Annotated in this window: 19 protein-coding genes and 1 pseudogene; 10 read left to right on the top strand and 10 right to left on the bottom strand. The window is 64.7% G+C overall.

The features are described from left to right. Window positions 1–93: 93 nt before the first annotated feature. From HBF24_RS16535 to ppa, 3 genes are all read left to right on the top strand, one after another. Window positions 94–2,214 carry a prolyl oligopeptidase family serine peptidase gene (locus HBF24_RS16535; RefSeq protein ID WP_206064400.1) on the top strand — a complete coding sequence of 707 codons (2,121 nt, stop codon included), beginning with the start codon at window positions 94–96 and terminating at the stop codon, window positions 2,212–2,214. 63 nt (window positions 2,215–2,277) lie between these two features. Continuing rightward, entirely contained in the window at window positions 2,278–3,135 is an 858-nt protein-coding gene (locus HBF24_RS16540; protein WP_206064401.1) for a 2OG-Fe(II) oxygenase, read from the top strand. A 98-nt stretch (window positions 3,136–3,233) separates the two neighbouring features. Next, window positions 3,234–3,767 carry an inorganic diphosphatase gene (ppa, locus tag HBF24_RS16545; protein ID WP_167175533.1) on the top strand — a complete coding sequence of 178 codons (534 nt, stop codon included), beginning with the start codon at window positions 3,234–3,236 and terminating at the stop codon, window positions 3,765–3,767. 75 nt (window positions 3,768–3,842) lie between these two features. On the opposite strand, the gene HBF24_RS16550 is transcribed toward ppa, so the two are convergent. From HBF24_RS16550 to HBF24_RS16560, 3 genes and pseudogenes are all read right to left on the bottom strand, one after another. Next, on the bottom strand, window positions 3,843–4,889 hold the full coding sequence (locus HBF24_RS16550) for a DUF2333 family protein (RefSeq protein ID WP_240922650.1): 1,047 nt from the start codon (window positions 4,887–4,889) through the stop codon (window positions 3,843–3,845). A 268-nt stretch (window positions 4,890–5,157) separates the two neighbouring features. Continuing rightward, window positions 5,158–5,721, bottom strand: a pseudogene (locus tag HBF24_RS16555) (DUF892 family protein); the annotation flags it as partial. A 142-nt stretch (window positions 5,722–5,863) separates the two neighbouring features. After that, complete coding sequence (locus HBF24_RS16560) at window positions 5,864–6,514, bottom strand: TetR/AcrR family transcriptional regulator (RefSeq protein ID WP_167175544.1); 651 nt, start codon at window positions 6,512–6,514, stop codon at window positions 5,864–5,866. 88 nt (window positions 6,515–6,602) lie between these two features. Here HBF24_RS16560 and HBF24_RS16565 point away from each other — a divergent pair, with 88 nt between their 5' ends. The 3 genes from HBF24_RS16565 (at window position 6,603) to HBF24_RS16575 (ending at window position 9,172) form a co-directional block, all read left to right on the top strand. Further along, window positions 6,603–6,932, top strand: coding sequence for a hypothetical protein (locus HBF24_RS16565; RefSeq protein WP_167175547.1), 330 nt, complete (start codon window positions 6,603–6,605; stop codon window positions 6,930–6,932). Window positions 6,933–7,098: 166 nt separating this feature from the next. Further along, entirely contained in the window at window positions 7,099–7,758 is a 660-nt protein-coding gene (locus HBF24_RS16570) for a protein-L-isoaspartate O-methyltransferase (RefSeq protein ID WP_167175550.1), read from the top strand. 43 nt (window positions 7,759–7,801) lie between these two features. Then, a complete protein-coding gene (locus tag HBF24_RS16575; protein WP_167175553.1) occupies window positions 7,802–9,172 on the top strand; it encodes a TolC family outer membrane protein in 1,371 nt (456 codons plus the stop codon). Between the two features lie 93 nt (window positions 9,173–9,265). Here the strand turns inward: HBF24_RS16575 and waaA are convergent, their stop codons facing one another. After that, window positions 9,266–10,534, bottom strand: coding sequence for a lipid IV(A) 3-deoxy-D-manno-octulosonic acid transferase (waaA, locus tag HBF24_RS16580; protein ID WP_167175556.1), 1,269 nt, complete (start codon window positions 10,532–10,534; stop codon window positions 9,266–9,268). 337 nt (window positions 10,535–10,871) lie between these two features. On the opposite strand from waaA, the gene lpxL reads away from it, so the two are divergent. After that, window positions 10,872–11,798, top strand: a complete 927-nt coding sequence (gene lpxL / locus HBF24_RS16585) for an LpxL/LpxP family Kdo(2)-lipid IV(A) lauroyl/palmitoleoyl acyltransferase (RefSeq protein WP_167175559.1) — start codon at window positions 10,872–10,874, stop codon at window positions 11,796–11,798. Here lpxL and HBF24_RS16590 read toward each other — a convergent pair. The 5 genes from HBF24_RS16590 to HBF24_RS16610 form a co-directional block, all read right to left on the bottom strand. Further along, window positions 11,792–12,559 carry a glycosyltransferase family 2 protein gene (locus HBF24_RS16590; RefSeq protein WP_167175562.1) on the bottom strand — a complete coding sequence of 256 codons (768 nt, stop codon included), beginning with the start codon at window positions 12,557–12,559 and terminating at the stop codon, window positions 11,792–11,794. The two genes, lpxL and HBF24_RS16590, sit on opposite strands and share 7 nt — an antisense overlap. After that, window positions 12,556–13,821 (bottom strand): O-antigen ligase family protein, encoded by a 1,266-nt coding sequence (locus HBF24_RS16595; protein WP_167175565.1) that lies wholly within the window; start codon window positions 13,819–13,821, stop codon window positions 12,556–12,558. The genes HBF24_RS16590 and HBF24_RS16595 overlap by 4 nt, the downstream gene beginning before the upstream one ends. Window positions 13,822–13,882: 61 nt before the next feature. Then, window positions 13,883–15,031: a glycosyltransferase gene (locus HBF24_RS16600; protein ID WP_167175567.1), complete on the bottom strand. Its 1,149-nt coding sequence runs from the start codon at window positions 15,029–15,031 to the stop codon at window positions 13,883–13,885. Window positions 15,032–15,193: 162 nt separating this feature from the next. After that, the gene (locus HBF24_RS16605; RefSeq protein WP_167175572.1) at window positions 15,194–15,403 is read right to left on the bottom strand and encodes a zinc-finger domain-containing protein; all 210 of its coding nucleotides are present in this window, start codon (window positions 15,401–15,403) and stop codon (window positions 15,194–15,196) included. Window positions 15,404–15,526: 123 nt separating this feature from the next. Continuing rightward, the gene (locus tag HBF24_RS16610; RefSeq protein ID WP_167175575.1) at window positions 15,527–16,111 is read right to left on the bottom strand and encodes a YceI family protein; all 585 of its coding nucleotides are present in this window, start codon (window positions 16,109–16,111) and stop codon (window positions 15,527–15,529) included. 196 nt (window positions 16,112–16,307) lie between these two features. Here HBF24_RS16610 and HBF24_RS16615 point away from each other — a divergent pair, with 196 nt between their 5' ends. Next, the gene (locus tag HBF24_RS16615) at window positions 16,308–17,291 is read left to right on the top strand and encodes a mitochondrial fission ELM1 family protein (RefSeq protein WP_343162790.1); all 984 of its coding nucleotides are present in this window, start codon (window positions 16,308–16,310) and stop codon (window positions 17,289–17,291) included. Here HBF24_RS16615 and glnE read toward each other — a convergent pair. Further along, window positions 17,258–20,113, bottom strand: a complete 2,856-nt coding sequence (gene glnE, locus HBF24_RS16620) for a bifunctional [glutamate--ammonia ligase]-adenylyl-L-tyrosine phosphorylase/[glutamate--ammonia-ligase] adenylyltransferase (RefSeq protein ID WP_167175581.1) — start codon at window positions 20,111–20,113, stop codon at window positions 17,258–17,260. The two genes, HBF24_RS16615 and glnE, sit on opposite strands and share 34 nt — an antisense overlap. A 180-nt stretch (window positions 20,114–20,293) precedes the next feature. On the opposite strand from glnE, the gene HBF24_RS16625 reads away from it, so the two are divergent. Together HBF24_RS16625 and HBF24_RS16630 are read left to right on the top strand one after the other, a co-directional pair. Further along, window positions 20,294–22,213 (top strand): LTA synthase family protein, encoded by a 1,920-nt coding sequence (locus HBF24_RS16625; RefSeq protein WP_167175584.1) that lies wholly within the window; start codon window positions 20,294–20,296, stop codon window positions 22,211–22,213. A gap of 919 nt (window positions 22,214–23,132) precedes the next feature. After that, on the top strand, window positions 23,133–24,446 hold the full coding sequence (locus HBF24_RS16630; RefSeq protein WP_167175587.1) for an ABC transporter permease: 1,314 nt from the start codon (window positions 23,133–23,135) through the stop codon (window positions 24,444–24,446). Window positions 24,447–24,457 lie beyond the last annotated feature (11 nt).

Raw genomic sequence — 24,457 nt, forward strand, 5'->3', positions numbered from 1 at the left:
ACAGCCGCCAGGTCATCACCCAAGCCATCGGCCCATAGACAAGCGGCCGGTGGCTTTGGCATAGAAGAACCTTCACCCTGGGGGATGAAATCCATGCACCGATCGTTTGCCTGCGCCGCGCTGGCGGGTTTGCTGCTTGCCGCGCCGCTGCACTTTGCCTTTGCCAAGACGTCCACGATGACCGATACCGCCAACACCGATCCTTATTTGTGGCTGGAGAAGATCCACGCCAAGCGCTCGATGGACTGGGTGCACAGGGAAAACGCCCGCACTGCCAAGCGCTTTGCCGACACCGCCGATTTCCAGCACACCGAGCAGCAGATTCTGGAAGTGCTCGATTCGGATGCGCGCATTCCCTATGTGAGCCGGCGCGGCCAGTACCTGTACAACTTCTGGCGCGACAAGCAGCACCCGCGCGGACTGTGGCGGCGCACCACGCTGGCCGACTACGAAAGCGCGCAGCCCAAGTGGCAGGTGCTGATCGACGTCGATGCGCTGGGCAAGGCCGAAGGCAAGAAGTGGGTATTCAAGGGCGCGCAGTGCCTTGAGCCGGACTACAACCGCTGCCTGGTGTCGCTGTCGCCCGACGGCGGCGATGCGGTCACCGTGCGCGAGTTCGATGTCGCCACGCGCCAGTTCGTCAAGGATGGCTTCGAACTGCCCACGGCCAAGAGCCAGGTCGACTGGATCGACAAGGACCACATCTACGTCGGCACCGATTTCGGCCCCGGCTCGATGACCGAATCCAGTTATCCGCGCATCGCCAAGATCTGGACACGCGGCACGCCGTTGGCCGATGCCAAGACCGTGTACGAGGGCAAGCCCACAGACCTTGCCGTCAGTGCCATGCATGACCGCACGCCCGGCTTCGAGCGCGACTTTGTCGAGGTGGCCAAGGACTTCTTCCACGCGCAGATGTACCAGCTCAAGGATGGCCAGCGCATCCGCGTGCCCATTCCCGACGACGCCCAGGCCGCGCCGCATCGCCAGTGGCTGCTGATCGAGCTGCGCTCGGACTGGACGGTGAACGGCAAAACCTACCCGGGTGGCTCGCTGCTGGCCACGCACTTTGATGCCTTCATGGCCGGCCACGGCACCCTGGTGCCGTTGTTCACGCCCGATGCGCACACCTCGCTGGCGTCCTACAGCTGGACGCGTCATCACCTGATTGTGGACACGCTGCACGACGTCAAAAGCCAGCTGGAAATCCTGACGCCGACCGACGAAGGCGACTGGAAACGCCAGGCCATGCCGGGCGCTCCGGCCATGAGCACGGTCAGCGTGGTCGACACCGATCCGGACCACAGCGACGAATACTGGCTGTCGGTGACCGGCTTTTTGACCCCTTCCAGCCTGCAGCGCGGCGTCATCGGCGAGCAGCCGGCCAAGACGCTCAAGCACGAGCCGGCCTTTTTCGACGCTGGCAAGTACTCCGTCAGCCAGCACTTTGCCACCTCCAAGGACGGCACCCGTGTGCCCTACTTCGAGATTGCGCCCAGGGGCATCAAGCACGATGGCAGCCATCGCACCCTGCTGTACGGCTATGGCGGCTTCGAGATTTCGCTGGAGCCGCATTACTCGGGCAGTATCGGCCGCGCCTGGCTCAGCCGTGGCGGCGTGTACGTGGTCGCCAACATCCGCGGTGGCGGCGAATACGGCCCGCGCTGGCACCAGGCTGCGCTCAAGGCCAACCGTCCCAAGGCCTACCAGGACTTTGCCGCGGTGGCCCAAGACCTGATCCATCGCGGCGTCACCTCGGCCAAGCACCTGGGCGCCGAGGGCGGCAGCAACGGCGGCCTGCTGATGGGCAACATGCTCACCACTTATCCGCAGCTGTTCGGCGGCATCGTCTGTGAAGTGCCGCTGCTGGACATGAAGCGCTACACGCATCTGTCGGCCGGCGCTTCCTGGATTGCCGAATACGGCGACCCGGACAAACCGGACCAGTGGGCCTATATCAAGACCTTCTCGCCCTACCAGAACGTGAAGGCCGGCCAGGCCTATCCGCCGATCCTGTTCTACACCGCCACCAGCGACGATCGCGTCGGCCCGGTACAGGCGCGCAAGATGGCCGCCAAGATGCAGGCCATGGGCTACAGCCAAGCCTGGTTCTACGAAAATACCGAGGGGGGCCACGGCGCGGCAGCCGACAACAGGCAGTCGGCATTCATGCACGCTCTGGCATACACGTTCCTCTGGGATCAACTGAAATAATCGCCATCGGGACGCGGCCGACCTATCCGGCCGCGTCCACGCACGGCCCGACTCAAGAGAGACATGAGCAAGCGAAAACACGCCCCGATCACACCGCAAGTGGCCATCACGCCGGAGCTGCGCGACTGGATCCTCGGCTCGGCCCGCTCCGGCGTCGATATCGCCGGCATGCTGCACCTGATGCGCAACGCCGGCTACGCCGAAGGCCAGGCCAAGCGCATTCTGTCCAAGGTGCTCGACCGCCCCGGCCTGGGCATGGACCTGTCATTCAAAGGTGCCTCCGGCGCACGCACCAAGCACCCGACGCCACCGTTCGTCGAGGTCGACGGACGCCAGGTGAACGTATCGGTAGCGGTGGAAACGCCGATCATTCGCGTGCTGGACAACCTGCTCTCCGATGAGGAATGCGATGCGCTGATCGAGCAATCGCGACCACGCATGCAGCGCGCCCTCACGCTGGATGCCGAGGGCCGCCAGCAGCTCGATCCGCGCCGCACCAACAACGGCATGTTCTTCAATCTGGGCGAAACCGAACTGCTCGAACGCATCGAGCAGCGCATCGCCGAGCTGGTGGAACTGCCGGTCTCGCACGGCGAGGGCATGCAGATTCTCAACTACCAGCGCCACCAGCAATACGAGCCGCACTGGGACTGGTTCGATCCCAAGCAGCAGGGTTTTTCGCAGGTGACCGCGCACGGCGGGCAACGCGTGGCCAGCATCATCATGTACCTCAATACGCCGACGCGTGGCGGCGGTACGCATTTTCCGCACGTCGATCTGACCGTCACCGCACGTCGCGGCTCGGCTGTCTACTTCGCCTACGAGGGTGGCGACAAGCCATCGCTGCATGCCGGATTGCCGGTGCTGGAAGGCGAAAAATGGATCGCCACCAAGTGGTTGCGTGAGCGCCCGTATATCTGAACCGGCATAACCGGCCGGGCCCAGGCGTGCTGCGGTGCAGCGGCATTTGGCGTATCCTTCGCGTTTTCCAAAATTCGAAGTTGAAGGAGTACAGCTCCATGGGTCTGGACCTGGTAAGCGCTGGTCGCGACGTGCCGAACGACATCAATGTCGTTATCGAAATCCCCAAGGATGCCGAACCGGTCAAGTACGAAGTGGACAAGGAAAGCGGTTCCATCTTCGTCGATCGCATCCTGTCCACGCCGATGCGCTATCCGTGCAACTACGGCTACGTGCCGCAGACGCTGGGCGGCGACGGCGACCCGCTGGACGCGCTGGTGATCCTGCCGCTGCCGCTGGTGCCCGGCGCGGTAATCCGCTGCCGTCCGGTGGGCATGCTGCGCATGACCGATGAGGCCGGCTCGGACGAGAAGCTGGTGGTGGTGCCCAACGCCAAGACCTTCGCCGGCTACGCGCACATCGAAACCATGGATCAGGTCTCCAACCACTGGATGGAGCGCATCGGTCACTTTTTCGAGCACTACAAGGATCTCGAGAAAGGCAAGTGGGTCAAGATCGAGGGCTGGGTCGGTGCCGAAGAGGCCATTGCCGAGATCCATGCTGGCATCGAGCGCTACAAGAACGGCGCCTGACGCGGTCTGTCATTCAAAACGCGCAAATAAGGCCGGGCCACCCCAGTGCGCCCGGCCTTTTTCGTGATGGGAAAATCAGCCGCGACGCAACAGTTCGCGCAGATCGATCAGTGCGGCATTGGCTCGCGAGATGTAATTGGCCATCACCAGAGAGTGATTGGCAAACAGGCCGAAAGGCGAGCCGTTGAGCACCACCGGACTGCCCAGCGGGTGCTGCGCCTCCTCCAGCTCGCGGATCACCTGGTCCAGGCTGATGCGCGCCTGCTTGTCGCGCAGCACCGGCGCAAAATCGTGCCGGAAAGCCTTCAATTGCACCAGCAGCGCCCAGGTGTAGCCGCGCGCTTCGTAGAAGTTGTCGTCAATCTGACTCCAAGGCGTTTTCACCCGTTGCTCCCGGGTATCGGCTGCATCGGCGCCGGCCATGGCTGGTGCCGATGTCGACGCACTCGGCGGTGCTCCATTGCCCGGGCTCTCGTCCAGCCGGATCTGGCCGACACTGGCCGAAAGCCGCTGCGACAGCGAGCCCAATCGCGAGGAAGCCACCTGCAGGTAATCGGCCAGATTGTCAGCCCGCGCGTAGAAGTTGGCATCGCCATCGTGCCCGTCGGTCAGACGCTTGAGGTAGGCACGCAGGTGATCGACCGCCTTGCCATACTGGCTTTCCGAACTGGGCAGCAGCCAGCGATTGTTGGGGCTGGACAGCAGCGGGTCGGCCTTGGCCAGATCGGCGTCTTCGGTCGACTGCGCCTGCGAGCGTGAGAAATCGTTGCGCATGGCGCGCACCAGATCGCGCGAGGCCGTCAGGACGCCATATTCCCAGTGCGGCACATTGTCCATGAACACGCCGGGGGGCAGCACATCATTGCTCAGATAGCCGCCGCGCTTGTCCAGCAGCGTGTCGACCGAATGCATCAGCGTGATCGTGGTCTCCGCACCGGGCACGGCGTGCGCGTGCATGTCGGCAAGCGTAGTGCGGGTCACCTGGTCAGGGGCGAAGGGTGAAGGCTCGGTATCCCACCACCACATCATGGCCAGTACCAGCACCACCATTACGGCCAGCACGGCGCCCAGGCCCCAACCCCAGCGGGCGCGGTGAGTGCCGGAAGCAGAAGAAGGCGTCATCATCGTTCCCCAGCAACGAGCGTGGTCCCAGCATACACCGGCCCCGGCAGCGTCCATCACGGATGGCGCCTACCGGGGCCGGTAACGGGCGTATCGGCCGATGGCGCCCGCCGGGACGCCTTGGCTCCAGGCCTCAGCGGGTGGCTTTTTTCACCACCTTGCTGGCCGTCTTCTTGCTCGCCTTTTTCGCAGCTTTTTGAGCCGGGGCCTTCTTCACCGCCTTTTTGGCGGCCTTCTTGGCCGGCGCCTTCTTGGCGGCGCCACGCGCAGGAGCCGATTTGGCCGGCTCACCCTTCTTGCCCAGCTGTTCGAGCAGCGTGGACATATCTTCGGCGTGCTCTTCCTCCTGCCCCAGGATGTCTTCCATCAACCGGCGCGTGGTCGGATCGTCATTGCCCAGGTACTGCACGATCTCGCGATAGCTGTCGATGGCAATGCGTTCGGCGACCAGGTTCTCCTTGATCATGTCGACCAGGTCTTCACCTTCGACGTAATCGGAGTGACTGCGCGTGAGCAGGCCCTCGGGCGAGAAATTGGGCGTGCCCTCGAGCTGGGTGATGCGCTCGGCGATGCGATCGGCATGCGCCTGCTCTTCCTGCGCATGCTGCAGGAACTCGGCGGCCACGCTCTGCGCGTGAATGCCCGCGGCCATGTAGTGGTGGTACTTGTAGCGAAGCACGCACACGATCTCGGTGGCCAGCGCCTCGTTGAGAATCTTGATGACCGTCTCACGATCGGCCTGGTAGCCATCGGTGACCGCGCCGCGCTCGATGTGCTCGCGGGCACGACGTCGGATGGTCTGGATATCGGTTAGGAACGGCTTCGCCGCCATGGCCTGCCTCCTCGGTGCGAGTGGGTGGGTATGCATGGACTTTGTCGGTCAAGCGCCGTCAAAGCGTCGACACCCATCATAGGCAGGCCAAGGCAAACAAACGTGAACGGCGCCTTGCGCCGCGTGCGAGCGTCGGTGCCGATCAGCGCGGCGTGTAGGCGCGCAGGAACATCTCGACGGCGGCTTCGGCATTGGCCATCACTTCGCCTTCGAAGTCCTGACAGGACTTTTCCACGCAGCCAAACATGCGTCGGAAGTGCAGATCACCCTTCACCAGCGCATGGAACTGTGCGGCCGCACGGGAGGTGTCGGCAATATCCAGCTTGCCGGCCTCAACCAGGCGATCGAGAAAACCCTTCATCAGCACGTGTGCCCGCTCGGGACCTTCTTCCCACAGCAGGCGGCCCATCCTCGGGCTGCCATTGCGGCAGTCACTGGTGATGGCGCGCCATACACCGATCGACTCCGGACTGGTGGCCACCCGCGCATGATGGCGTGCCAGCTCCAGCAACGCCTCGCGCGGGGACACCTCCTCGGGCACCGCGTACAGATGATCGGGCAGCACCTCCTGGCAACGCTGGCGAATGGCTTCGCGAAACAGCGTGTCCTTGTCGCCGAAATGGCTGTACACGGTCAGTTTGGAGACGCCGGCAGCACCCGCGACCGCATCCATGCTGGTGCCTTCAAAGCCCTTTTCGGTAAACAGGCGTTTGGCGGCCTCCAGGATAGCGGCGCGCTTTTCCATGTCTTTCGGACGGCCGGGTCCGGCGGTCTTGGATCGAACACGGCTCATGGCGACTTCACAATTCACTGGACTACCTTTAGTATACGCACTGGTTCAATTATTTCCAGGGCACGTAAATGCCCTGCTTCTATCCTATATGTCTACAACGTATACGGAAATCAAACTGGAGCCGGCCTATCGGCAGGCACTTCGCAGTGTAGCGACCTGGCTCGAGCGCGCCGGTGGCGATGCCCGCCGCGCCGCTTTTGCCGCTCGCAGCGCGCTGGCCAATCTGACACTGGTGGACGGGGAGCGTCTGGCGCGCTGGCTGGCATGGCAATGCCTGGCCGCGCACAGCCAAGGCAACGTTTCGCTGCTCTCGCGCATCCAACGCCTGGATGGCGAGCTGGCGGCACGAGTCAAGACCCAGTTGATGCGCCTGCCATTGGCCGCAGAGGTAACCTTGCCCATGCGCCGTAGCGCCTGAGCCGGAAATTTAAGGGGTAACAAGTCACGCATGACTTACGTCAGGTACGCGCGATGACTTGTGGCACTTCGAGTGCGAGCATTCACCCGGCAGCCTTTGACATTGCCGGAAGGGCCGTAAAATCCTATGATTTCTGGCCTTTTCCCCGCGCGTGGAAGCTTGAACGATGACGATGAATTTCGACCTTGCCCGACAGAACATGGTGGAGAACCAGGTACGCACCTGGGAGGTGGTCAACCACCGCGTGCTGAACACCCTGACCGACGTGCGTCGCGAAGATTTCGTTCCGACCGCCTACCGCAACACCGCGTTCTCCGACGTGACGCTGCCGCTGGGCCACAACGAAGTCATGATGAAGCCGGTGCTCGAAGGCCGCGTGCTGCAGGCGCTGCTGCCGACCGACGAAGAGCGCGTGCTGGAAATCGGCACTGGCTCGGGCTTCCTGACCGCCTGCCTGGCGCGCATGGCCAAGCACGTGACCAGCGTCGACATGCATGCCGATTTTGTTGACGCCGCGCAGACCCGCCTGGCCCAGGCCGGCATCGACAATGTCGCGTTGAGCGTGGCCGAAGCGGTCAACGGCTACACGCCTGACGGCGTTTTCGATGTCATCGCCGTGACCGGCGCGGTATACACCATTCCCGAGAAGTTCGTCCGTTGGCTCAAGCCCGGCGGCCGCATGTTCGTTATCCGCGGCACCTCGCCAGCAATGGAGGCGGTGCTGCTGCACCATGAAGGCGAAGGCCGCTTCCGTATCGAAAGCCTGTTCGAGACCGATCTTCCCTACCTTGCCCACGCTGCCGAGCCAAAGCGTTTCACGCTCTGACCGGTGGCACTGACAAAGTGACACAATGCCGATGAGGCCGATCATGCGCTTTAAGTTGCTGCCCATTGCCCTGGCCCTGACCGTGGCCCCCATGTTTGCGCATGGCGAGGACCTGATGCAGGCCTACCGTCAGGCGCTGGCCAATGACCCGACGCTTGCCCAGTCCAGCGCCGAACAGAAAATCAGCCACGAAGGTGTGGTGCAGGCCCGATCGGTGCTGTTGCCACAGATCAGCGCCGGGATGAGCCTGCAGCAGAGCAGCAGTACCGGCAGCAGCAATTACGGCAGCAACGTGGTCATTGACCCGAGCACCGGCCTGCCACTGTCCAACCAGCCGACCACCGATTACGGACATACGCGCCAGCGCTCGATCTCGGGCACGCTCAGCCAGAGCATTGTTGATCTGAGCCAATGGGCGGACCTGGCCAGCGCCAAGTCCTCGCAGAAGGCACAGACGGCCAGCTACAACGCCGCCGTGCAGGATCTGATGGTGCGCGTGGCCGAAGCCTACTTCAATGTACTGACGGCCGAGGATTCGCTGAAGTTCGCCAAGGCCTACGAGCAGTCGCTGAACCGTCAGCTGGAGCAGGCGCGCCAGCGCTTCAAGGTGGGCCTTTCGGCCATCACCGATGTGCAGGATGCCAAGGCCCAGCACGACTCGGCCGTGGCCCAGGTGATCGCCGCCAAGAACTCGCTGGACGATGCACGTGAGGCGCTGACGCAGATCACCGGCCAGCCGGCCGAGCACCTGAAACAGTTGCGCGATGACCTGCCGCTGACGCCGCCGGCGCCGAACAAGCTGTCGGACTGGGTCAAGACCGCATTGAGCAACAACCCGTCAGTGCAGGCGCAGCAGTACAACGTCGATGCCGCCGATCATTCCATCGACGCGGCGCGTGCCGGCCACCTGCCGACGATCAGCGCCTCGGTCAGCTATGGCAAGTCCTCCACCTGGACCGAAAACGGCGACTACCACTCGCATACGCCCAGCCACACCACCATCGGGCTGACGCTGAGCGTGCCGATCTTCTCCGGCGGCTACACGCAATCACGCGTGCGTCAGGCAATCTACAGCCGCGACTCGTCCAAGGACGCGTTGGAGGCCCAGCGCCGCCTGACGGTGCGCAACACCCGCAACTACTATCGCTCGGTGCTGGCTGGCATCAGCCAGGTGCGCGCCACCAAGGCTGCGGTGACTTCCTCCAAGAGCGCGCTGGATGCCACCCAGGCCGGTTTCGAGGTTGGTACGCGCAATATCGTCGACGTGCTGAACTCGCAGCAGGAAGTGACCAACGCGCAGAGCAACTACTCGCAGGCCCGTCACCAGTACGTATTGGACAAACTGCTGCTCAAACAGGCCGCCGGCACGCTTCAGCCGCAGGATCTGCAGTCGGTCAACGCACTGCTGCAGTAAGCATGAAGTCCGACCGCGCTTTGCGCGGCATGAAAAAGGGCGCCCCGCGGCGCCCTTTTTTTGTATCTGCCAAACGCTCTCGGTGCACGACTGTCAGCGCGCTGCCAGTACCTGTTCGACCAGCCCCATAATGCGCCCGACCGCGCCGCGCTCGCGATCGAACACCACGCAGGCAGCTTCCCCCATGCGCTCACGTGATAGCGTATCTTCCAACAGTGACAGCACGGCTCCAGCCAAGGCATCGGCATCGGCCACGCGCCGCGCGCCACCTTCATCAACCAGCGCTTCGGTGATGTTGTCGAAATTGAAGGTATAAGGCCCGACCAGCACCGGTCGCCCCAGTGCCGCCGGCTCCAGCACATTGTGACCGCCGATGGCGACCAGGCTGCCGCCAACGAAGGCAACGTCCGCGGCTGCGTAAAAACGCATCAGCTCGCCCATGGCATCGATCAGGAAGCACTGTGTACCCGGCCCCGGCTCGCCATCACCACTGCGCGTGGCCAGGGCAATGCCATGCTCACGCACCACCTGCTCGACACCGCGAAAGCGCTCGGGATGGCGCGGCGCCAGCAACAGCAACGCATCCGGGTGCGCCTGTAGTACGCGACGATGCGCCTGCAGTACAGCCACTTCCTCGCCTTCGTGCGTGCTCGCCGCCATCCATACCGGACGCGTCCGACCCCAGCGCTCACACAACTCGGCACCTTCCAGCATGGCCTCGCGCGGCAATGGCATGTCGAACTTCAGATTGCCGGCCACCGTCAAACCACCTGGATCGGCGCCCAGCAACCGATAGCGCGCCGCATCACAGCGCGACTGCGCAGCCACATAGGTGACGCAGCTCAGCGCATCACGGACCAGCCCGCGCGCCGGCGCATAGCCGCGCAACGAGCGCGCCGACAGGCGCGCGTTGGCGATCATCAGCGCCACGCCGTGATCACGGCAGGCGAAATACAGGTTCGGCCAGATTTCCGTTTCCACGATCACGCCCAGGCGCGGTCGCACCCGGCGCAGGAAGCGGCGTACCGAAAACGGCAGATCGTAGGGCAGGTAGACGTGGAATACGCGCTCGCCAAACAACTGGCGCACACGCTCCGAGCCGGTCGGCGTCACCGTGGTCACCACCAGCGGCCAATCCGGATACTGCGCCAGCATGGCGTTGATCAGCGGCTCGGCAGCATTGACCTCACCCAGCGACACCGCATGCACCCAGAGGCTGGAAGTAAAGCGCGGACGGCGGAACAACCCGAAGCGCTCGCGCCAGCGCTTGTGGTAATCGCCATAGCGCACGCCCCGCGCCATCAGGCGCAGCAAAAACAGCGGCGTGGCCAGGTACATGGCCAGGGTATACAGCAATCGCAAGCAGGTGCCCCGGAGTCGGATGACGGGCCAGTATAACGGCGCCATGGTAAGCATGAAGGGCCGTCATGACCTCATCATGTTGACATTCGGCCAATGACAGCGCATCGTCGAGCCTGTGCATCGCACCCGATGCGCACGGTTCGTGTGCCAACTGCACCCGACCCGACCGCCCCGCCCCGCCGTGAGGCGCGGAAGGTTGGTTTCCACGCTGGCAACACCCATAAAACCATCGGCGTGACTCGTGGACACGTCTCCCCAGACCTTTAACGCCACCGTGACTCCCGGCGGCGTTTTTTATGCCGGGAACAAGCGTGCACGCTGCTACAATCGCCGATCCATGCCTGGTGCCAAGCGACCGACATTCCAAGCCGCCCTGCTGGCCCCGAAACACTGGCCGGCCTGGATTGGCGTGGGTCTACTATGGCTACTGGCACGCCTGCCGTTTGGCGCGCTGATGGCACTCGGGCGCGGCCTGGGCACGCTGGCGCGGGTGCTCAACCGACAGCGTCGGCATATCGCACGACGCAACATCGAATTGTGCTTTCCCGAGCTTTCGACCCGGCAACAACAGGCATTGGTACGCGCCAACCTGCGTGATGTGGGCCTGATGCTGATGGAATTTGCGCTGGGCTGGCTCGCCAGCGACAAGGCGGTGGCGCGCATTCCGGTGCGCGTAGAGGGTCTGGAGCACCTCGAGCAAGCGCGCCGCGCGGGCCGTGGCGTGCTGCTGGTCGGCGGTCACTTCTCTCATCTGGAGCTGTGCGCGCGGCTGGTCTCCAGTCGCATCCGCATCGCCGGCATGTATCGGCGCATGGACTCCGACGTGTTCGAGTGGACCGTGCTTCGCGCGCGCCTGGGGTACGCCGAAGCCATGTTCGACAAGGACGACCTGCGCGGCACGGTGCGCTACCTCAAAAAAGGCGGCACGCTCTGGTACGCGCCCGACCAGGACATGCGCAGCAAGGACAACGTTTTCGTGCCCTTTCTGGGCGTGCCGGCGGCCACCATCACCGCCACCCATCATCTGGCGCGGCTTTCCGGTGCGCAGGTGATCCCCTTCTTCCATCGTCGCCTGCCCGGCAAGGGTGGCTACGTGCTGCGACTGGAAGCTCCGCTGGAGCCATTTCCCACCGGTGACGCGCGCGCGGACACGGCGCGCGTCAACCGCGCCATCGAGCAGATGGTGCGCGAGGCCCCTGAGCAATACCTGTGGGTGCACAAGCGCTTCAAGACGCGCCCGCCGGGCGCGCCGAAGGTCTACTGACCGCGGCGCCGTGCGCGACGTGCCTCATGCAACTTGGCGTATTTCAAAAACACATAGAACGCGCCACTGACACTGGCAATGAATCCGGCCCAGCCGCTCAGGAAATAGCGCTTGATCAGGTACTGGCGCAGGAAAAACACCGGCGGATAGAACACCATGCGCAGCCCGGTGAAGCGCTGGCGACGGCGCAGCTTGTCCACCACCAGACCGGATGAATAACGGTTGATCTTCTCCACCCGTGTTTCGATGTCGGCATCACCGTCGTTGACGAAGTCGGCCCACCACAGCGTGCGCACAGGACCGGTTGCCTCGACAGCCGCATGCACCGGCGTGGCGTTCATGCGCGCGCGGCGGCGGTCGAACAGGCGCAGATGCCCGTTGCGATGGCTCAAGCGATGCTGCACGCCCCAGAACATGCGTTCGCGACGCGGAAGACGGAAGCCCGCCACGCGCGGCGCCACCAGCGCCTGCTCGATGACCTGCCGCGTGCCCGGCGACAGCACTTCGTCGGCATCCAGATTGAGCACCCAATCGTGGCGCGCCATGTCGATGGCACGCTGCTTCTGCGGGCCGAAATCGTCAAACGGGTGATGCTCGATGCGAGCGCCATGGCGCTCGGCGATCGTCAGCGTGTCGTCGGTGGAGCCCGAGTCGAGCACCACGATCTCCTCGGCCCAGTCGACCTCGACCAGGCAACGCTCCAGGGTGTCGGCGTTGTTGAAGGTGATCAGCACCACCGACAGCGGTTCACGCACCTTCATGCGTCAAACGCCTCATCCGGCTGCACGGTCAGCGCTGCGCACCACAGCGACAACAGCCACCAGAACAACAGCCCCCACCACGCCGAATAGAAGGCCAGGTGCGTATTCAAGGGAAACACCGTGACCGCCAATGCCACCGTGGCCGGAAACGCCTGCGCGCGGGCCATCGGCCCCACCTGGCGCCAGCAGCGCAGCGCCAGAACGGCGCCAGCCAGCCACATAAGAAGCCCCAGTACACCACTGCCGGTAGCCACTTCCAGCACCAGCTGGTGGGCATGACAGGCACCCTGGCCCTTGCCGCACGATTCCTCACTGACCACGAAGTGATCGTTACTGGGCGCGTAGTGCGGATAGGCGTAACGGAAGCTGCGAACCCCCACGCCGTTGATCGGATGCGCCTTGAACATGCGCCAGGCCGTAGACCAGATATCCAGCCGCCCGCTGGAAGCTGTGTTGATGGCCTGCTCGGAACCAGCAAACACCAACAGCGTGCGCTGCATGCGCGCCTCGAAACGCGGCGAGGTTTTCCAGGCCAGTGCGCCACCCGTCCCTGCCACCAGCAATGCGAGCACGGCCCACAGCGCAAAACGCCGGATGGAGCCTGCCGCGCGCCAGGCGAACATCACGACCGCGAGCGCGTAGGTCAACCAGGCCGCGCGTGAACCGGCCATCAGAATCGGCCCCAACACGAACACCACTGCCAGGCCCAGTCCACGCCAGCCCCAGCGCCGCTGCGCCTCGGCCAGCACGAATGGCGACAGCGAGGCCAGCACCGGTCCCAGCTTCATGTCGCCGGCGCCGAAAATGCCGGTAATGCGCTCAGGCCCGGCGTGCCCGCCCAGGCTCCACCCGGTCAGCATTTGCACCCAAGCATCGAGCGTCCAGAACGCCACCAGCGCGGCCATGGCCAACTGCAGCACCTGCCAGCGTGAACGCCGGCGCACCGCAAAGCAGATATACACGCCCAGCGGTGCAAAGCGCAGGATGGCGGCGACCGTACCCCAAGTCTTTCCCGGCGCTACCGCATCGAAGGCCGAGACCAGGGCCGCCGCAAAATACGCCGCAAATAGCCACAGCATCAAACGTGCGCCGGGATGGCCGGCCAAGGCCCGTGGCACGCGCGCCAACAACAGCACCGCGCCGATGGTGCACAGCAAGGTGCCCAGCTCGGAGCTACGCCCGATCGGCAGCAGCGCCGGCACCAGCCACACCGGCAGCAACGGCGAGCGCAATGCCTGCTTCAGGCGCACGGCAAGATTCATCGATACATCCGCGGAAAAGTAACCGAAGCGGCCATTGTAGGCATCGCCGGCACGCTCGGCATCAGTGGCCGGCCAGCTCCCGGTACACAGCCAGCGTGGCGGCCTGCATGTCAATCATGCGATAGCTGGACAGCGGTGGAATCGGCGGCGCCACGCGCAGCAGCTCGGCGGCACGCTCAGCCAGCCGCTCGCGATCACCCAGCGGCACGCGGCCGGCCGGATACAGTTCGGCCAGCAGTTCACCGACGCCACCATGTGCGTAGCCGAGCACAGGACGACACAGCGACAGCGCCTCAACCACGGTGCGCCCGAAGGATTCAGGCTTGTTGGAAAGCTGCAGCACCAGCGCCGACAGCGCGAACACATCGCGAACGTCCGGGCGCGGCTCGCTAAGCACCACCTGCCGCTGAAGCCCTCGTTCGGCAATCAGTGCGCGCAGTTCCTCGACATAGGCTTCGCGACCCGGCTCGATCACGCCCAGCAGCAGCAGGCGCGTATCGATGCCCCGCCGTGCCAGGTCGGCCACCAGCTCAATGGCGTCATGATGCCCTTTGAGCCGCGTGCCGCGGCCGGGCAGCACCAGCAATGGCGCGCCAGCCAGGTTCGGATACTGATTGAAGAATGCCGCCACCCAGCCCTCGCCGGGGCGGTAGCCGTAGGGAAATTCATTCGTATCCACGCCGCGCGAGATCACCCGCAAGCGCGCCGGATCCACCGTCGGGTAATGCGTGAGCACATAGTCGCGCACGGTCTGCGAAACCACGATGATGCGATCGCCGCGGGTCATCACCGCGCTGTAACGACCTGGCGAATTGAGTCCGTGAACAGTGGTGACAAAATGTGGCCGGGGCGACAACCGCCGCATCGCGGCCAGACCGATCCATGCAGGCAGGCGCGAGCGCGCATGCACGATGTCCGGCTGCAGCTCGCGCAGCAGGCGCCGCAGCGGGGCGATGGTGCCTAGCGTGCGCAGCGACTTGGCGCCAATCGCCAGACTGATGTGACGGCTGCCGGTCGCTTGCAACGCCTCGACCAGGCGGCCACCGGCCGACACTACCACCGAGCGATGGCCGTTCTCGACCAGCACACGCGCCATTTCCAGAGCGGTGCGCTCGGCGCCGCCCGAGTGCATGGCCGGGATCAGCTGCACCACGGTCAGTGGGCGACCGGCGTCCTTTGGCGGTAGCGACGTGGACAGCGAAGATGGCATGCGCGGGCAGATTCATCGGCGGCGCCTGCAACAGGCGGGAAGGCCGCGACCAGGCCGCGACGGCCAGCGTGTCAGGGTACGCCGGCTATCGATATTCTAAGCAGATTGCATGCCATCAGGAGGCGCGAAAGTGAATCGGCGCTGACGGCCCTCCGGGCGATATCAGCCCTTGAGGATGTAATGCGCACCGCAGTAGGGGCAGGTGGACTCACCGCCTTCGTTCTCGATCGGAAGATACACGCGCGGATGCGAGTTCCACAGGTACATGCCGGGCATCGGGCACGACAACGGAAGGTCCGCACGCGTCACTTCGTAACGGTTTTCGGCATTGGCGGGAATCAGCTTTTCCGCGGTCGGGTCGGGACGCGACATGGGTACTCCAGATCTGGCGATGCTTTGATAGAAGCGCATAGTACCAGCAGCACCGGTTTCAGGCGTATGCCCGAAACGGCCCGGGCGGCGGGCAGATTCCCCGATGCCGCCCGGCCTGACACCTTACTTGGCGCCCTTGGCATCGGCCTCGACGGTGATGCGCACCTTGATCTGGTTGCTGACCATCGGTACGTAGGCACCCACGCCAAAGTCCTTGCGCTCGAGTGTGGCGGTGGCATCAAAGCCAATCGCCGGCACCTTCATCATCGGATGCATGCCCATCTTGTTGAGCGTGACCTGCAGCGTGACCGGATGGGTCACACCGTGTGCGGTGAGGTTGCCGATCACCTTGAGCTTTTGGTCGCCCTCGGGAATCACCTTGGTGCTCTTGAAGGTGACATCGGGGTACTTGGCGGCGTTGAAGAAATCGGCGCCCTTCAGGTGCTCGTCCAGAGCCGGCACGTGCGTATCCAGGCTAGACATCGGCATGGTCACCTGTACGTGCGACTTGGCCGGATCGGCGGCGTCGTACACCAGCGTGCCCTTGACGGTGTTGAAGTTGGCGGTGGGATTGGAGAAGCCGAAGTGATTCCAGCTGAACATCACCTGGGTATGGCCCGGGTCCAGCGTGTAGGTCTTCGGCGCGGCGAAGGCGGCCACAGGCGCAAGCGCCAGGGCAGCGACGGCAAACAGGGAACGCACTCGCATCATCAGACTCCTTGGGCGACAGAACGGTTTTAAGTGGATGCACGCCTGGCGCGCAGACAGGACGCATCGACATCGTCGGTCCGCTTGCGGCACCATGAAACGGTCACCGTGGCGTGTGCCACCAAGTGTAGTGATGCCAAGGCGCACCGCCAGCACGCAAGAAGGAACACACTGTGCAGCGATCGACAACAAGCCCGTGAACCGTTGCTGGACACTGACCAACGGCGCTGCCGGCAACGATCGACAGGCGCGCGCCCTGGCCCGCGCCATGGGCCTGCGCGCCAACCCGCACCTGGTCCAGCCCGGACCGCCCTGGTCGTGGCTGGCGCCGCATCTGGTGCAACGCGCGCCGCACGCACTCAACGCATTGCAGAAAAGCGCGTTCCAGGCGCCATGGCCGGCGCTGGCCATCGGCTGCGGCCGCGACGCGGCGCTGTATACGCGCTGGCTCAAGCGCGAAGGCCACTGCCGCGCCGTACAGATTCTCGATCCGCGCGCCGACCCGCACCACTGGGATGTGGTGGTCGCCCCCGAGCACGATCGCCTGCAGGGCGCCAACGTGATCACCACCCTGGGTGCGCTCAACCCGATCGATGACGAGTGGCTGCGCAATGGGCGCATGGATTTTGCCGCTATCGGCGAGCTGCCTGCGCCGCGCCTGACCGTGTTGCTGGGTGGCCCCCGACGCGGCGTGAAGATGGACGCCGCCTACGCCGAGCGGCTGGGCCAGGCACTGCGGGCGCGCTGGCGCGCCGATGGCGGCTCGGTGCTGCTGCTGGCCTCTCGGCGCACACCACCGGCGCTGTTCGACGCGGTCAAGTCGCACCTGGCCGACATTCCCGGCCTGCACTGGCGCCACCAGGATGACGGCGCCAACCCGTTTGCCGGCGCCATGGGCTGGGCCCACCGGCTGGTGGTGACGCCCGATTCGGTGAACATGCTCTCCGAGGCCTGCGCCACCGGGCTGGCGGTACACTCCCTGGTCGAGAGCGAACTGCCGGAGAAACTGGCGCGCTTCCACGGGCGCCTGCGTGAACGCGGACTGCTGCATGACATCGACGCCAGCACGCCGACGCAACAGCCGGCGCTGCGTGAAAGCGTGCGCGTGGCCGAACAGGTGCGCTGGCGGCTGAGTATTCCGGCGCCTCAGCCACCGCCGGGCTCGGGTACGAAAGCGTAACCCAGCGCCTCGCACACGCTCTGCACGGCAGCGCAGGCCCGCGCCACACTGGCGTCGCGCGCAATCACCCGCGGTCGCATGTCCAGCGTGCAGGCCAGCGCACACTCCAGTAATACGCGATGGGCCTGGCGCAGGTCATCGGCCTGCTCGCCGGACAGCAAGCCGTGCTTGGCGCAGACCCGGATCAGCCCCAACGTGGAGGTAGCCGCCAGCAGCGATGGCTGCTCGGAGGCATGGGCCAGTACCAGTCCCTGCAGCAGAAACTCGATATCCAGCAGCGCGCCATGGCCCTGCTTGAGATCGACCTGGGCCGGATCGGAGCGATCACGCTCGTGCCGCCAGCGCCGACGCATCGCGGCCACCTCGACACGAATATGATCGGCCTCGCGCGGCTGACGCAACACGGTTTCGCGCACCGTGGCAAGGCGCGCCCCGAGCACCGGATCGCCGGCCACTGGGCGTGCGCGCAGCAAGGCCTGATGCTCCCAGGTCCAGGCCCGGCCACGCTGGTAGGCCTCGAACGCGTCCAGGCTGGTCACCAGTAATCCCTTGGAGCCATCCGGGCGCAGCCGGGTGTCGACCTCGTACAGGCGCCCGCCCCGGGTCAGCACCGACAGCCAGTGCATGACCCGCTGCGCCATGCGCTGGTAGTAGCGGATGCCATCGATGGCGCGGCGGCCGTCACTCATGGCCGTGGCGCGCGCGCCATCAAACACGAACACCAGATCCAGATCCGAGGCAAAACCCAGCTCCTCGCCGCCCAGACTGCCGTAGCCAAGCACGGCAAAGCCGCTGCCCTCACCGGGAAGATGTCCGTGCTGGGCGGCCAGCTCGCGCTCAGCCAGGGTGATCAGCGCGCCCAACACCGCCGAGGCCAGCGCAGCCAGGCGTCGCGCCGTGGCCTCGGCATCGGCGCGGCCATCGCGAAAGGCAAGCCCCAGACGAAAGGCCAGCGATGCCTTCAACTCGTTGATGCGCTCCAGCTCCTGCTCGGCGTCGCGCTCGTCCAGGCTGTCCAGCGCGTGGCTGATTTCCTTGGCCAGATCGGCACGACGCAACGGCAGCTGATCAATGCGCGGGTCGAGCACATCATCCAGCAGCAGCGGCTGTTCGATCACCCGCTCGGCCAGGAAGGCATGACGGGCGAACAGTTCGGCCACGCGCCGGCGCGCCGCCGGTTGTTCCTCCAGCAGTGCCAGATACGCCGAGCGGCGTGCCACCGACTGCACCAGCTTGCACAACCGCGACAGGCCCAGCGCCGGCTCGCGGGTCTGGCGTGCCGCCGCCAGCAACTGCGGCATCAGCCGTTGCAGACGTTCCCGGCCGCGCGCGGACATGGCCCGTACCGAGGCCGCCTGCGGCACCTGCTGCAAGGCACTGAGCGCAGCCGAGCCGGGCACGAAACCGGCCGCTTCCATCGCCGCCTCGTCCAGCGATCCGGCCTCGGCGGCATGCCACAAGGCCACATCGTGCGCCATCGGCTCGGCGTGCCCGCCGGCGTGCGGCAGCAAGGTGGCGGCGAAGGCATCGGTCACCGTCTGGCGATGCTCGGCCAGTTCTCGCTCCAGCGCGGCCCAGTCGGCATAATCCAGCGCCCGTGCCACGCGCTCGCGCAAAGTGGCATCGTCCGGAATGGAGTGAGTCTGTGCATCGCGCAGCATCTGCACGCGGTTTTCCAGCCGGCGCAGGAACACATAGGCTTCGCGCAAGTGGGCGGTGCGTGCCTTGGGAATGTGCCCGCGCGCCTCGCACTCGGCCAACGCCGGCAGCAACCCGCGCACTCGCAACGCCGGCTCGCGGCCGCCACGAATCAGCTGCGCCAGCTGCACGATGAACTCGATCTCGCGGATGCCGCCCGGGCCGGTTTTCAGATTGTCCGCCAGGTCCTTGCGCGCCACCTCGGCGTCGATCAACGCCTTCATCTCGCGCAGACCGGCGAAGGCGGTGAAATCCAGATACTTGCGATAGACAAACGGGCGCAGCATATCCAGCAACTCGTCACCGGCCTGCAGATCGCCGGCCACCGGACGGGCCTTGATCCAAGCGTAGCGCTCCCAGTCCCGACCCTCGCGCTGGTAATACTGCTCCATGGCACCGAATGGCAGCGCCAGACGCCCGGCCTGCCCGAACGGCCGCAAACGCAAGTCCATGCGTGCGGCAATGCCATCGGCACCAGGCTCGGCCATCAGGCGCACCAGTTGGCGACCCAGGCGCACGAAAAACTCGCTGTTGTCCAGCGCCCGCGTGCCATCGGTCTGCCCCGGTTCGCGATAGGCCAGCACCAAGTCGATATCGGAGGAAAAATTGAGCTCATTGCCGCCGAGCTTGCCAAAGCCCAGTACCACCAGCCGTTGCGCCTGGCCCTCGCCATCACGCGGCACGCCATAGCGGCGCTGCAGTTGTGCCTCGGCCCAGGCCAGCGCCGCTTGCAGCAGCACCTCGTATAGCACCGAGGTTTCGGCCAGCGTGGTCGACAGCTGGTCCAGACCGTTCACATCGCGATACACCAGCCGCGCCGCCTCGCGATGGCGAAACTGGCGCAGCGCACGTAACGCGCCGGCCTCGTCGTCGGGCAAGGCCAGCGCATCACGTCGTAGATCGGCGCCTCCGGTCACCTCCAGCAGCGCAATCGCCGCCGCCGGCTGACGCCGCAGCGCATCAAAAACAAAGTCGCTGGCCAGCAACACGCGTCGCAATCTGGCAAGCCCCAGCCCCGACGGCCAGGGCACGTCGACCTGGTCGCAACAGGCATGCAGTGCGGTGGTGCGCTCGTCGATCAGCTCGCGCAGGTCCGGCGGCAGCAGGGAGCAGTCTTCATTCATGGTCCCATTATGCCTACGGACCCGCCCAGCCCAAGGCCAACCGGCGACAACGTCCTCGAAATGAATGCAGCATGACACTGCGCTGAAAGGTGCGTCGCGAAGGAAGCCCGGTTAATGTCGGAACGGTTACAGTCCGCTACCGGCTGTTGTGCCCACTCTCACTGAATCGCGCTGCTTGCCATGAAGGAATCACCCCGTTTCCCCGGCTCCACCCCCGCCCGTGTGGGCGCAGTCGTGGTGCTGGCATTACTTTTTGCGCTGGCGACGGCGCTGATTGATGGTCATCCGGGCGTGGCGCCGATGACCGCATTCCATGCACCGTTCATGGTCTTGGCCAATGCCCTGCCAGGCATCCTGCTGGCTTTGCTGCTGCTTGCGCTGACGCGTCGCGCGCTGCTGTCGTTCGTGCTGGCGTTATTGGTGGAAGGCCTGATCTATGGCGTCAATGCGCTGAAGGTGGCCAACCTGGGCACGCCGCTGATGCCGGCGGACTTTCGCATGGTCGGCCAGCTGGAAGGCGGTGGCGGCGAGCTGCTGGCCGGCTACCTGCCGCACAGCCCGTGGCCGTACCTGGCGATACTGGCGGTGATCGCGATCATCATTGCGCTGGCCAAACTCGAACCGCCCCTTTTCGCGCGGCGCGCCAGAGCCGCACGCTGGTCGCTGGCCGGCGTCAGCGCCGTACTGTTGGTGACGCTGCTGGCCGCGATGCCGGCCTGGAAACTGGTCTACAACGGCCCGCGCATGGGCATGCAGCCGTGGTCGGCCTCGGCCACCACCAAGACCACCGGCCTGATCAGCTCGCTGATGCTGTTTCATCTGCAATACGGCAACGAGCACGACAAGCCCGACACCAAGGCCGCCATGGCACTGATGAGCCAATACGACCAGGCCATTCGCCAACGGCTGCAGGCGATGCCGACGGCCAGTGAGCAGGCCAAGCCGGACATCATCGTGATCCTGAGCGAATCGTTTTTCGATCCGACCATTCTCAAGGGTTACCCGGACGGCACCGATCTGGCGCCCAATCTGCATCGTCTGGCCAGGACCGGCACCTCCGGCTGGCTGCATGTACCCACCTTCGGCGGCGGCACCATCCGCACCGAGTTCGAGGTGCTGACCGGTCTGCCACTACGTTACTTCCGCGACATTCGCTTTCCGTACCTGCAGATCCATGCCAAGGTGATCCCGGGTATGGTGCGCTTGCTCAAGGCCCAGGGTTACGAAACCCTGGCCGTGCACGGCAATGACCCGCAGTTCTGGAACCGCGCCAGTGCCTTCAAGGCGCTGGGCTTTGACCGCTTCGTCTCGCGCAGCCAGTTTCCCGCCGACGATTCGATCACCGACGGCAAGTACATGTCCGACAAGTCGTTCACCGACGAACTGCTGCGCCAGCTGCCGGACTCCGGGCCGCCGAAATTCGTGCTCGGCATCAGCATCGAGGCACATGGCCCGTATGACATTCCCCCGGCCAACCTGACCGAGCGTGACCAGATGCCGGTGCCGGCCGGCGTCACCGGCAACGACAAGACGCAGCTGCAAAATTATATCTACCACACGCGCCACGCCGATCAGCAGCTGGGCCGCCTGATCGATACGCTCAAGGGACGCAAGCGCCGCGCCATCGTCCTGTTCTTCGGCGATCACCTGCCGGCACTGGTGCCGGCCTTCCAGAAGGCCGGCTTCAAGAACGGCCAGGGCTTTCTGACCCAGACCGTGCCGTATCTGCTGTACGACACCGGCAACCCGACGCCGGTTGACCGCAATGCGGCGGCCTGGGAGCTTCCGGGCATGGTGCTGGCGCACACCGACATCCATGACCCGTGGTTTGCGCTGACCCAGGTGGTGGCGCCGCAACTGGCCGCGCTGACCCGCGCACCGGATGCGCCTCAGGCCAGCGAGGATGAGCAGCAAAAGTCGCTGGACAAGGGTATGGCCGCGGCGGCCATGCTGCGCCTCAAGGGCAAGCTCGACGCGGTCTGGACCAAGGTCGATGTCGATGCCGGCCCGGCCACCAATGAGGCGGCACAAACAGCTCAGCAACCAACTAACAACGACAAATCATCCCGCGCCATGCCCTCCCAACATGCGCGGCTCTAGGAAGAGCTCCAATAGATGGTTTTAGCCAAATTCCAGCGGAGGCATGGAGTGGATACCGCCACTGGGTGCGCGCAGCGGTCGAGGCCCTGGTGACCCCAATCTGCGAACGACTCTCGCCGCCGTTGTGATGTGATATTGCTGTCCACATGGGCCATGCCACGGCGTGATGAAAAGCGCTGGCCTTTCTTGGATCTGGAGCATCTCCAGCCATGTGCGCAGATCGCGCAGGCTAAGCGGCCGGAGGGTAGGTGAAGGCCGAGCTGCATCGGCCTGCACCTGTCGTTTCCGATCGCCACCGCGCAACTTTTTTGTGCGACCTTTTCATCCTGTCCGAATCGCAGCCGTGTCGGCCACACGCCGAATTACAGAGCTTCATGCCCACCGGGACGCGCTTTAACGGCTGCGCTGCTACCGACGCGTGGCCAGGCCGGCGATGGTGCTGTTCCTGGCCTACCTGGCGTACTGCGGGTTGCAGACCACCTTCGTGCGATCGGCGTGTTACATCGCAAGCCGATGTACAGCCGTACGCCGCTCAAACTGCAACGGCAATAAGCGAGGACGAAACAGAAAGCGGCAGTATTGGCGGCCAAACGACACGCGGCCTTATTCCCACTTTCGTCCAGATCGCTCCATTTCCGAGCTGTTCTCTTCCCCACACCGTTCGATGGGCGACGGCCCACGTTCAGAGAGTGAGACATGGAGTCGTTGTTGCCGTCCCTCGGCAAAAACGGCCCCCGTCCCCATGCCGGGAGGTGTCCGTCAAGCGTCCGAATGCTGTCCGCGGACAACACAGGCGCTGAATGAGAGAAGTAATGCTTTGAAATAAAGTGAAAAAACAGGATTACTCCTTTGGCACGATATTCGCCTTGAATACTCCAGGCGCCGGAATCCGTGCACCGTCCCCTCACAGGAGTTTTCAATGCTTGGCTACTACCTTGATCTGGCGCTGCGCAGTCTGGCGCGCAATAAAGTGCTCACCGCACTGATGGTGCTGGCGATCGGGCTGGGCATCGGCGCCAGCATGACGATGATCACCGTATTGCATGTGCTGACGGACGATCCACTGCCGGAACGCAGCGCGCGGTTGTTCACCCCGCATCTGGATCCGTTGCCGCTGAACTACAGGCAGCGCGATGACAGTCCCGACCCCACCGACAACTTCACCTGGCCGGATGCGATGGCGCTGCTCGATGCACACCGGGGCGTGCGGCAGGCCGCGATGGCGGGAGGCACCCTGCTGGTGCGACCCACGCACACCCGCCTGCGACCGTTCACGGCCGACGGGCGTTACACCACGGCCGACTTTTTCAAGATGTTCGGCGTGCCATTCGCCCATGGACAGGGCTGGTCGGCGGCAGATGACGCCTCGCGCGCCCGGGTGGTGGTGCTCAGCGACACGCTGGACCACAAGCTCTTCGGTCACGGCCACGGTATCGGCCAGATGGTTCGACTGGGCGACCACGACTTCCGCGTCGTCGGCGTCACTGCCCACTGGCAGCCCAGGCCGATGTTTTACGCCGATCTGGTAGCCCCGCATTACAGCGATGGCGACCAGTTCTTTCTGCCGCTTTCCGCGGCCATGGATATGGGTCTGCCAGTCAATGGCAATCAATCGAGCTGGCAACGCGGCGATGGCGCCAACAACCTGACCAGCGCCACCCTGACCTGGCTTCAGTTCTGGGTGCAGTTGGACAGCCCGGCACAGGCGCGGGCATATCGCCAGTTCCTGGTCGACTACTCCGCACAGCAGAAATCGCTGGGTCGCTTCCAGCGCCCACCCACCGAGGCCAGGCTCTACAGCCTGATGGGCTGGCTGGCGCATCAGAATCTGGTGCCCGACGACGTGCGTCTGCAGTTATGGCTGGCACTGGGCTTTCTGGGCGTATGCATGCTCAACATCGTTGCCTTGCTGCTGGCCAAGTTCTTGCGCCGTAGTGGCGAGATCAGCGTGCGCCGGGCGCTTGGCGCGCGGCGCAGCGACATCTTCCTGCAACTGGGCATCGAATCGTGCGTGGTCGGTGTCACCGGGGGCGTACTGGGGCTGATGATCGCCCAGATTGGCCTATGGAACGTGCGCCATCGGCCAGATGACTACGCCCACCTGGCACAAATGGATGTGCCCATGCTGCTGGGCACACTTGTACTGGCGATCGTCGCCAGCGTGCTGGCCGGCCTTTTGCCCGCATGGCGCGCCTGCCGGGTACCGCCGGCGCTGCAGCTAAAGACCGTATAAGGAATCATGAC

This window comes from Oleiagrimonas sp. C23AA, from assembly GCF_011759385.1.
GTDB lineage: Bacteria > Pseudomonadota > Gammaproteobacteria > Xanthomonadales > Rhodanobacteraceae > Oleiagrimonas.

Bases quoted from the DNA above. Each gene is read 5' to 3' on its own strand.
- HBF24_RS16540 (WP_206064401.1), top strand. From the start codon at position 2,278: ATGAGCAAGCGAAAACACGCCCCGATCACACCGCAAGTGGCCATCACG.
- lpxL (WP_167175559.1), top strand. From the start codon at position 10,872: ATGCCTGGTGCCAAGCGACCGACATTCCAAGCCGCCCTGCTGGCCCCG.
- HBF24_RS16610 (WP_167175575.1), bottom strand. From the start codon at position 16,111: ATGCGAGTGCGTTCCCTGTTTGCCGTCGCTGCCCTGGCGCTTGCGCCT.
- HBF24_RS16595 (WP_167175565.1), bottom strand. From the start codon at position 13,821: ATGAATCTTGCCGTGCGCCTGAAGCAGGCATTGCGCTCGCCGTTGCTG.
- ppa (WP_167175533.1), top strand. From the start codon at position 3,234: ATGGGTCTGGACCTGGTAAGCGCTGGTCGCGACGTGCCGAACGACATC.
- HBF24_RS16605 (WP_167175572.1), bottom strand. From the start codon at position 15,403: ATGTCGCGTCCCGACCCGACCGCGGAAAAGCTGATTCCCGCCAATGCC.
- HBF24_RS16625 (WP_167175584.1), top strand. From the start codon at position 20,294: ATGAAGGAATCACCCCGTTTCCCCGGCTCCACCCCCGCCCGTGTGGGC.
- HBF24_RS16590 (WP_167175562.1), bottom strand. From the start codon at position 12,559: ATGAAGGTGCGTGAACCGCTGTCGGTGGTGCTGATCACCTTCAACAAC.
- HBF24_RS16550 (WP_240922650.1), bottom strand. From the start codon at position 4,889: ATGACGCCTTCTTCTGCTTCCGGCACTCACCGCGCCCGCTGGGGTTGG.
- glnE (WP_167175581.1), bottom strand. From the start codon at position 20,113: ATGAATGAAGACTGCTCCCTGCTGCCGCCGGACCTGCGCGAGCTGATC.
- HBF24_RS16630 (WP_167175587.1), top strand. From the start codon at position 23,133: ATGCTTGGCTACTACCTTGATCTGGCGCTGCGCAGTCTGGCGCGCAAT.
- HBF24_RS16560 (WP_167175544.1), bottom strand. From the start codon at position 6,514: ATGAGCCGTGTTCGATCCAAGACCGCCGGACCCGGCCGTCCGAAAGAC.
- HBF24_RS16570 (WP_167175550.1), top strand. From the start codon at position 7,099: ATGACGATGAATTTCGACCTTGCCCGACAGAACATGGTGGAGAACCAG.
- HBF24_RS16535 (WP_206064400.1), top strand. From the start codon at position 94: ATGCACCGATCGTTTGCCTGCGCCGCGCTGGCGGGTTTGCTGCTTGCC.
- HBF24_RS16600 (WP_167175567.1), bottom strand. From the start codon at position 15,031: ATGCCATCTTCGCTGTCCACGTCGCTACCGCCAAAGGACGCCGGTCGC.
- HBF24_RS16565 (WP_167175547.1), top strand. From the start codon at position 6,603: ATGTCTACAACGTATACGGAAATCAAACTGGAGCCGGCCTATCGGCAG.
- HBF24_RS16575 (WP_167175553.1), top strand. From the start codon at position 7,802: ATGCGCTTTAAGTTGCTGCCCATTGCCCTGGCCCTGACCGTGGCCCCC.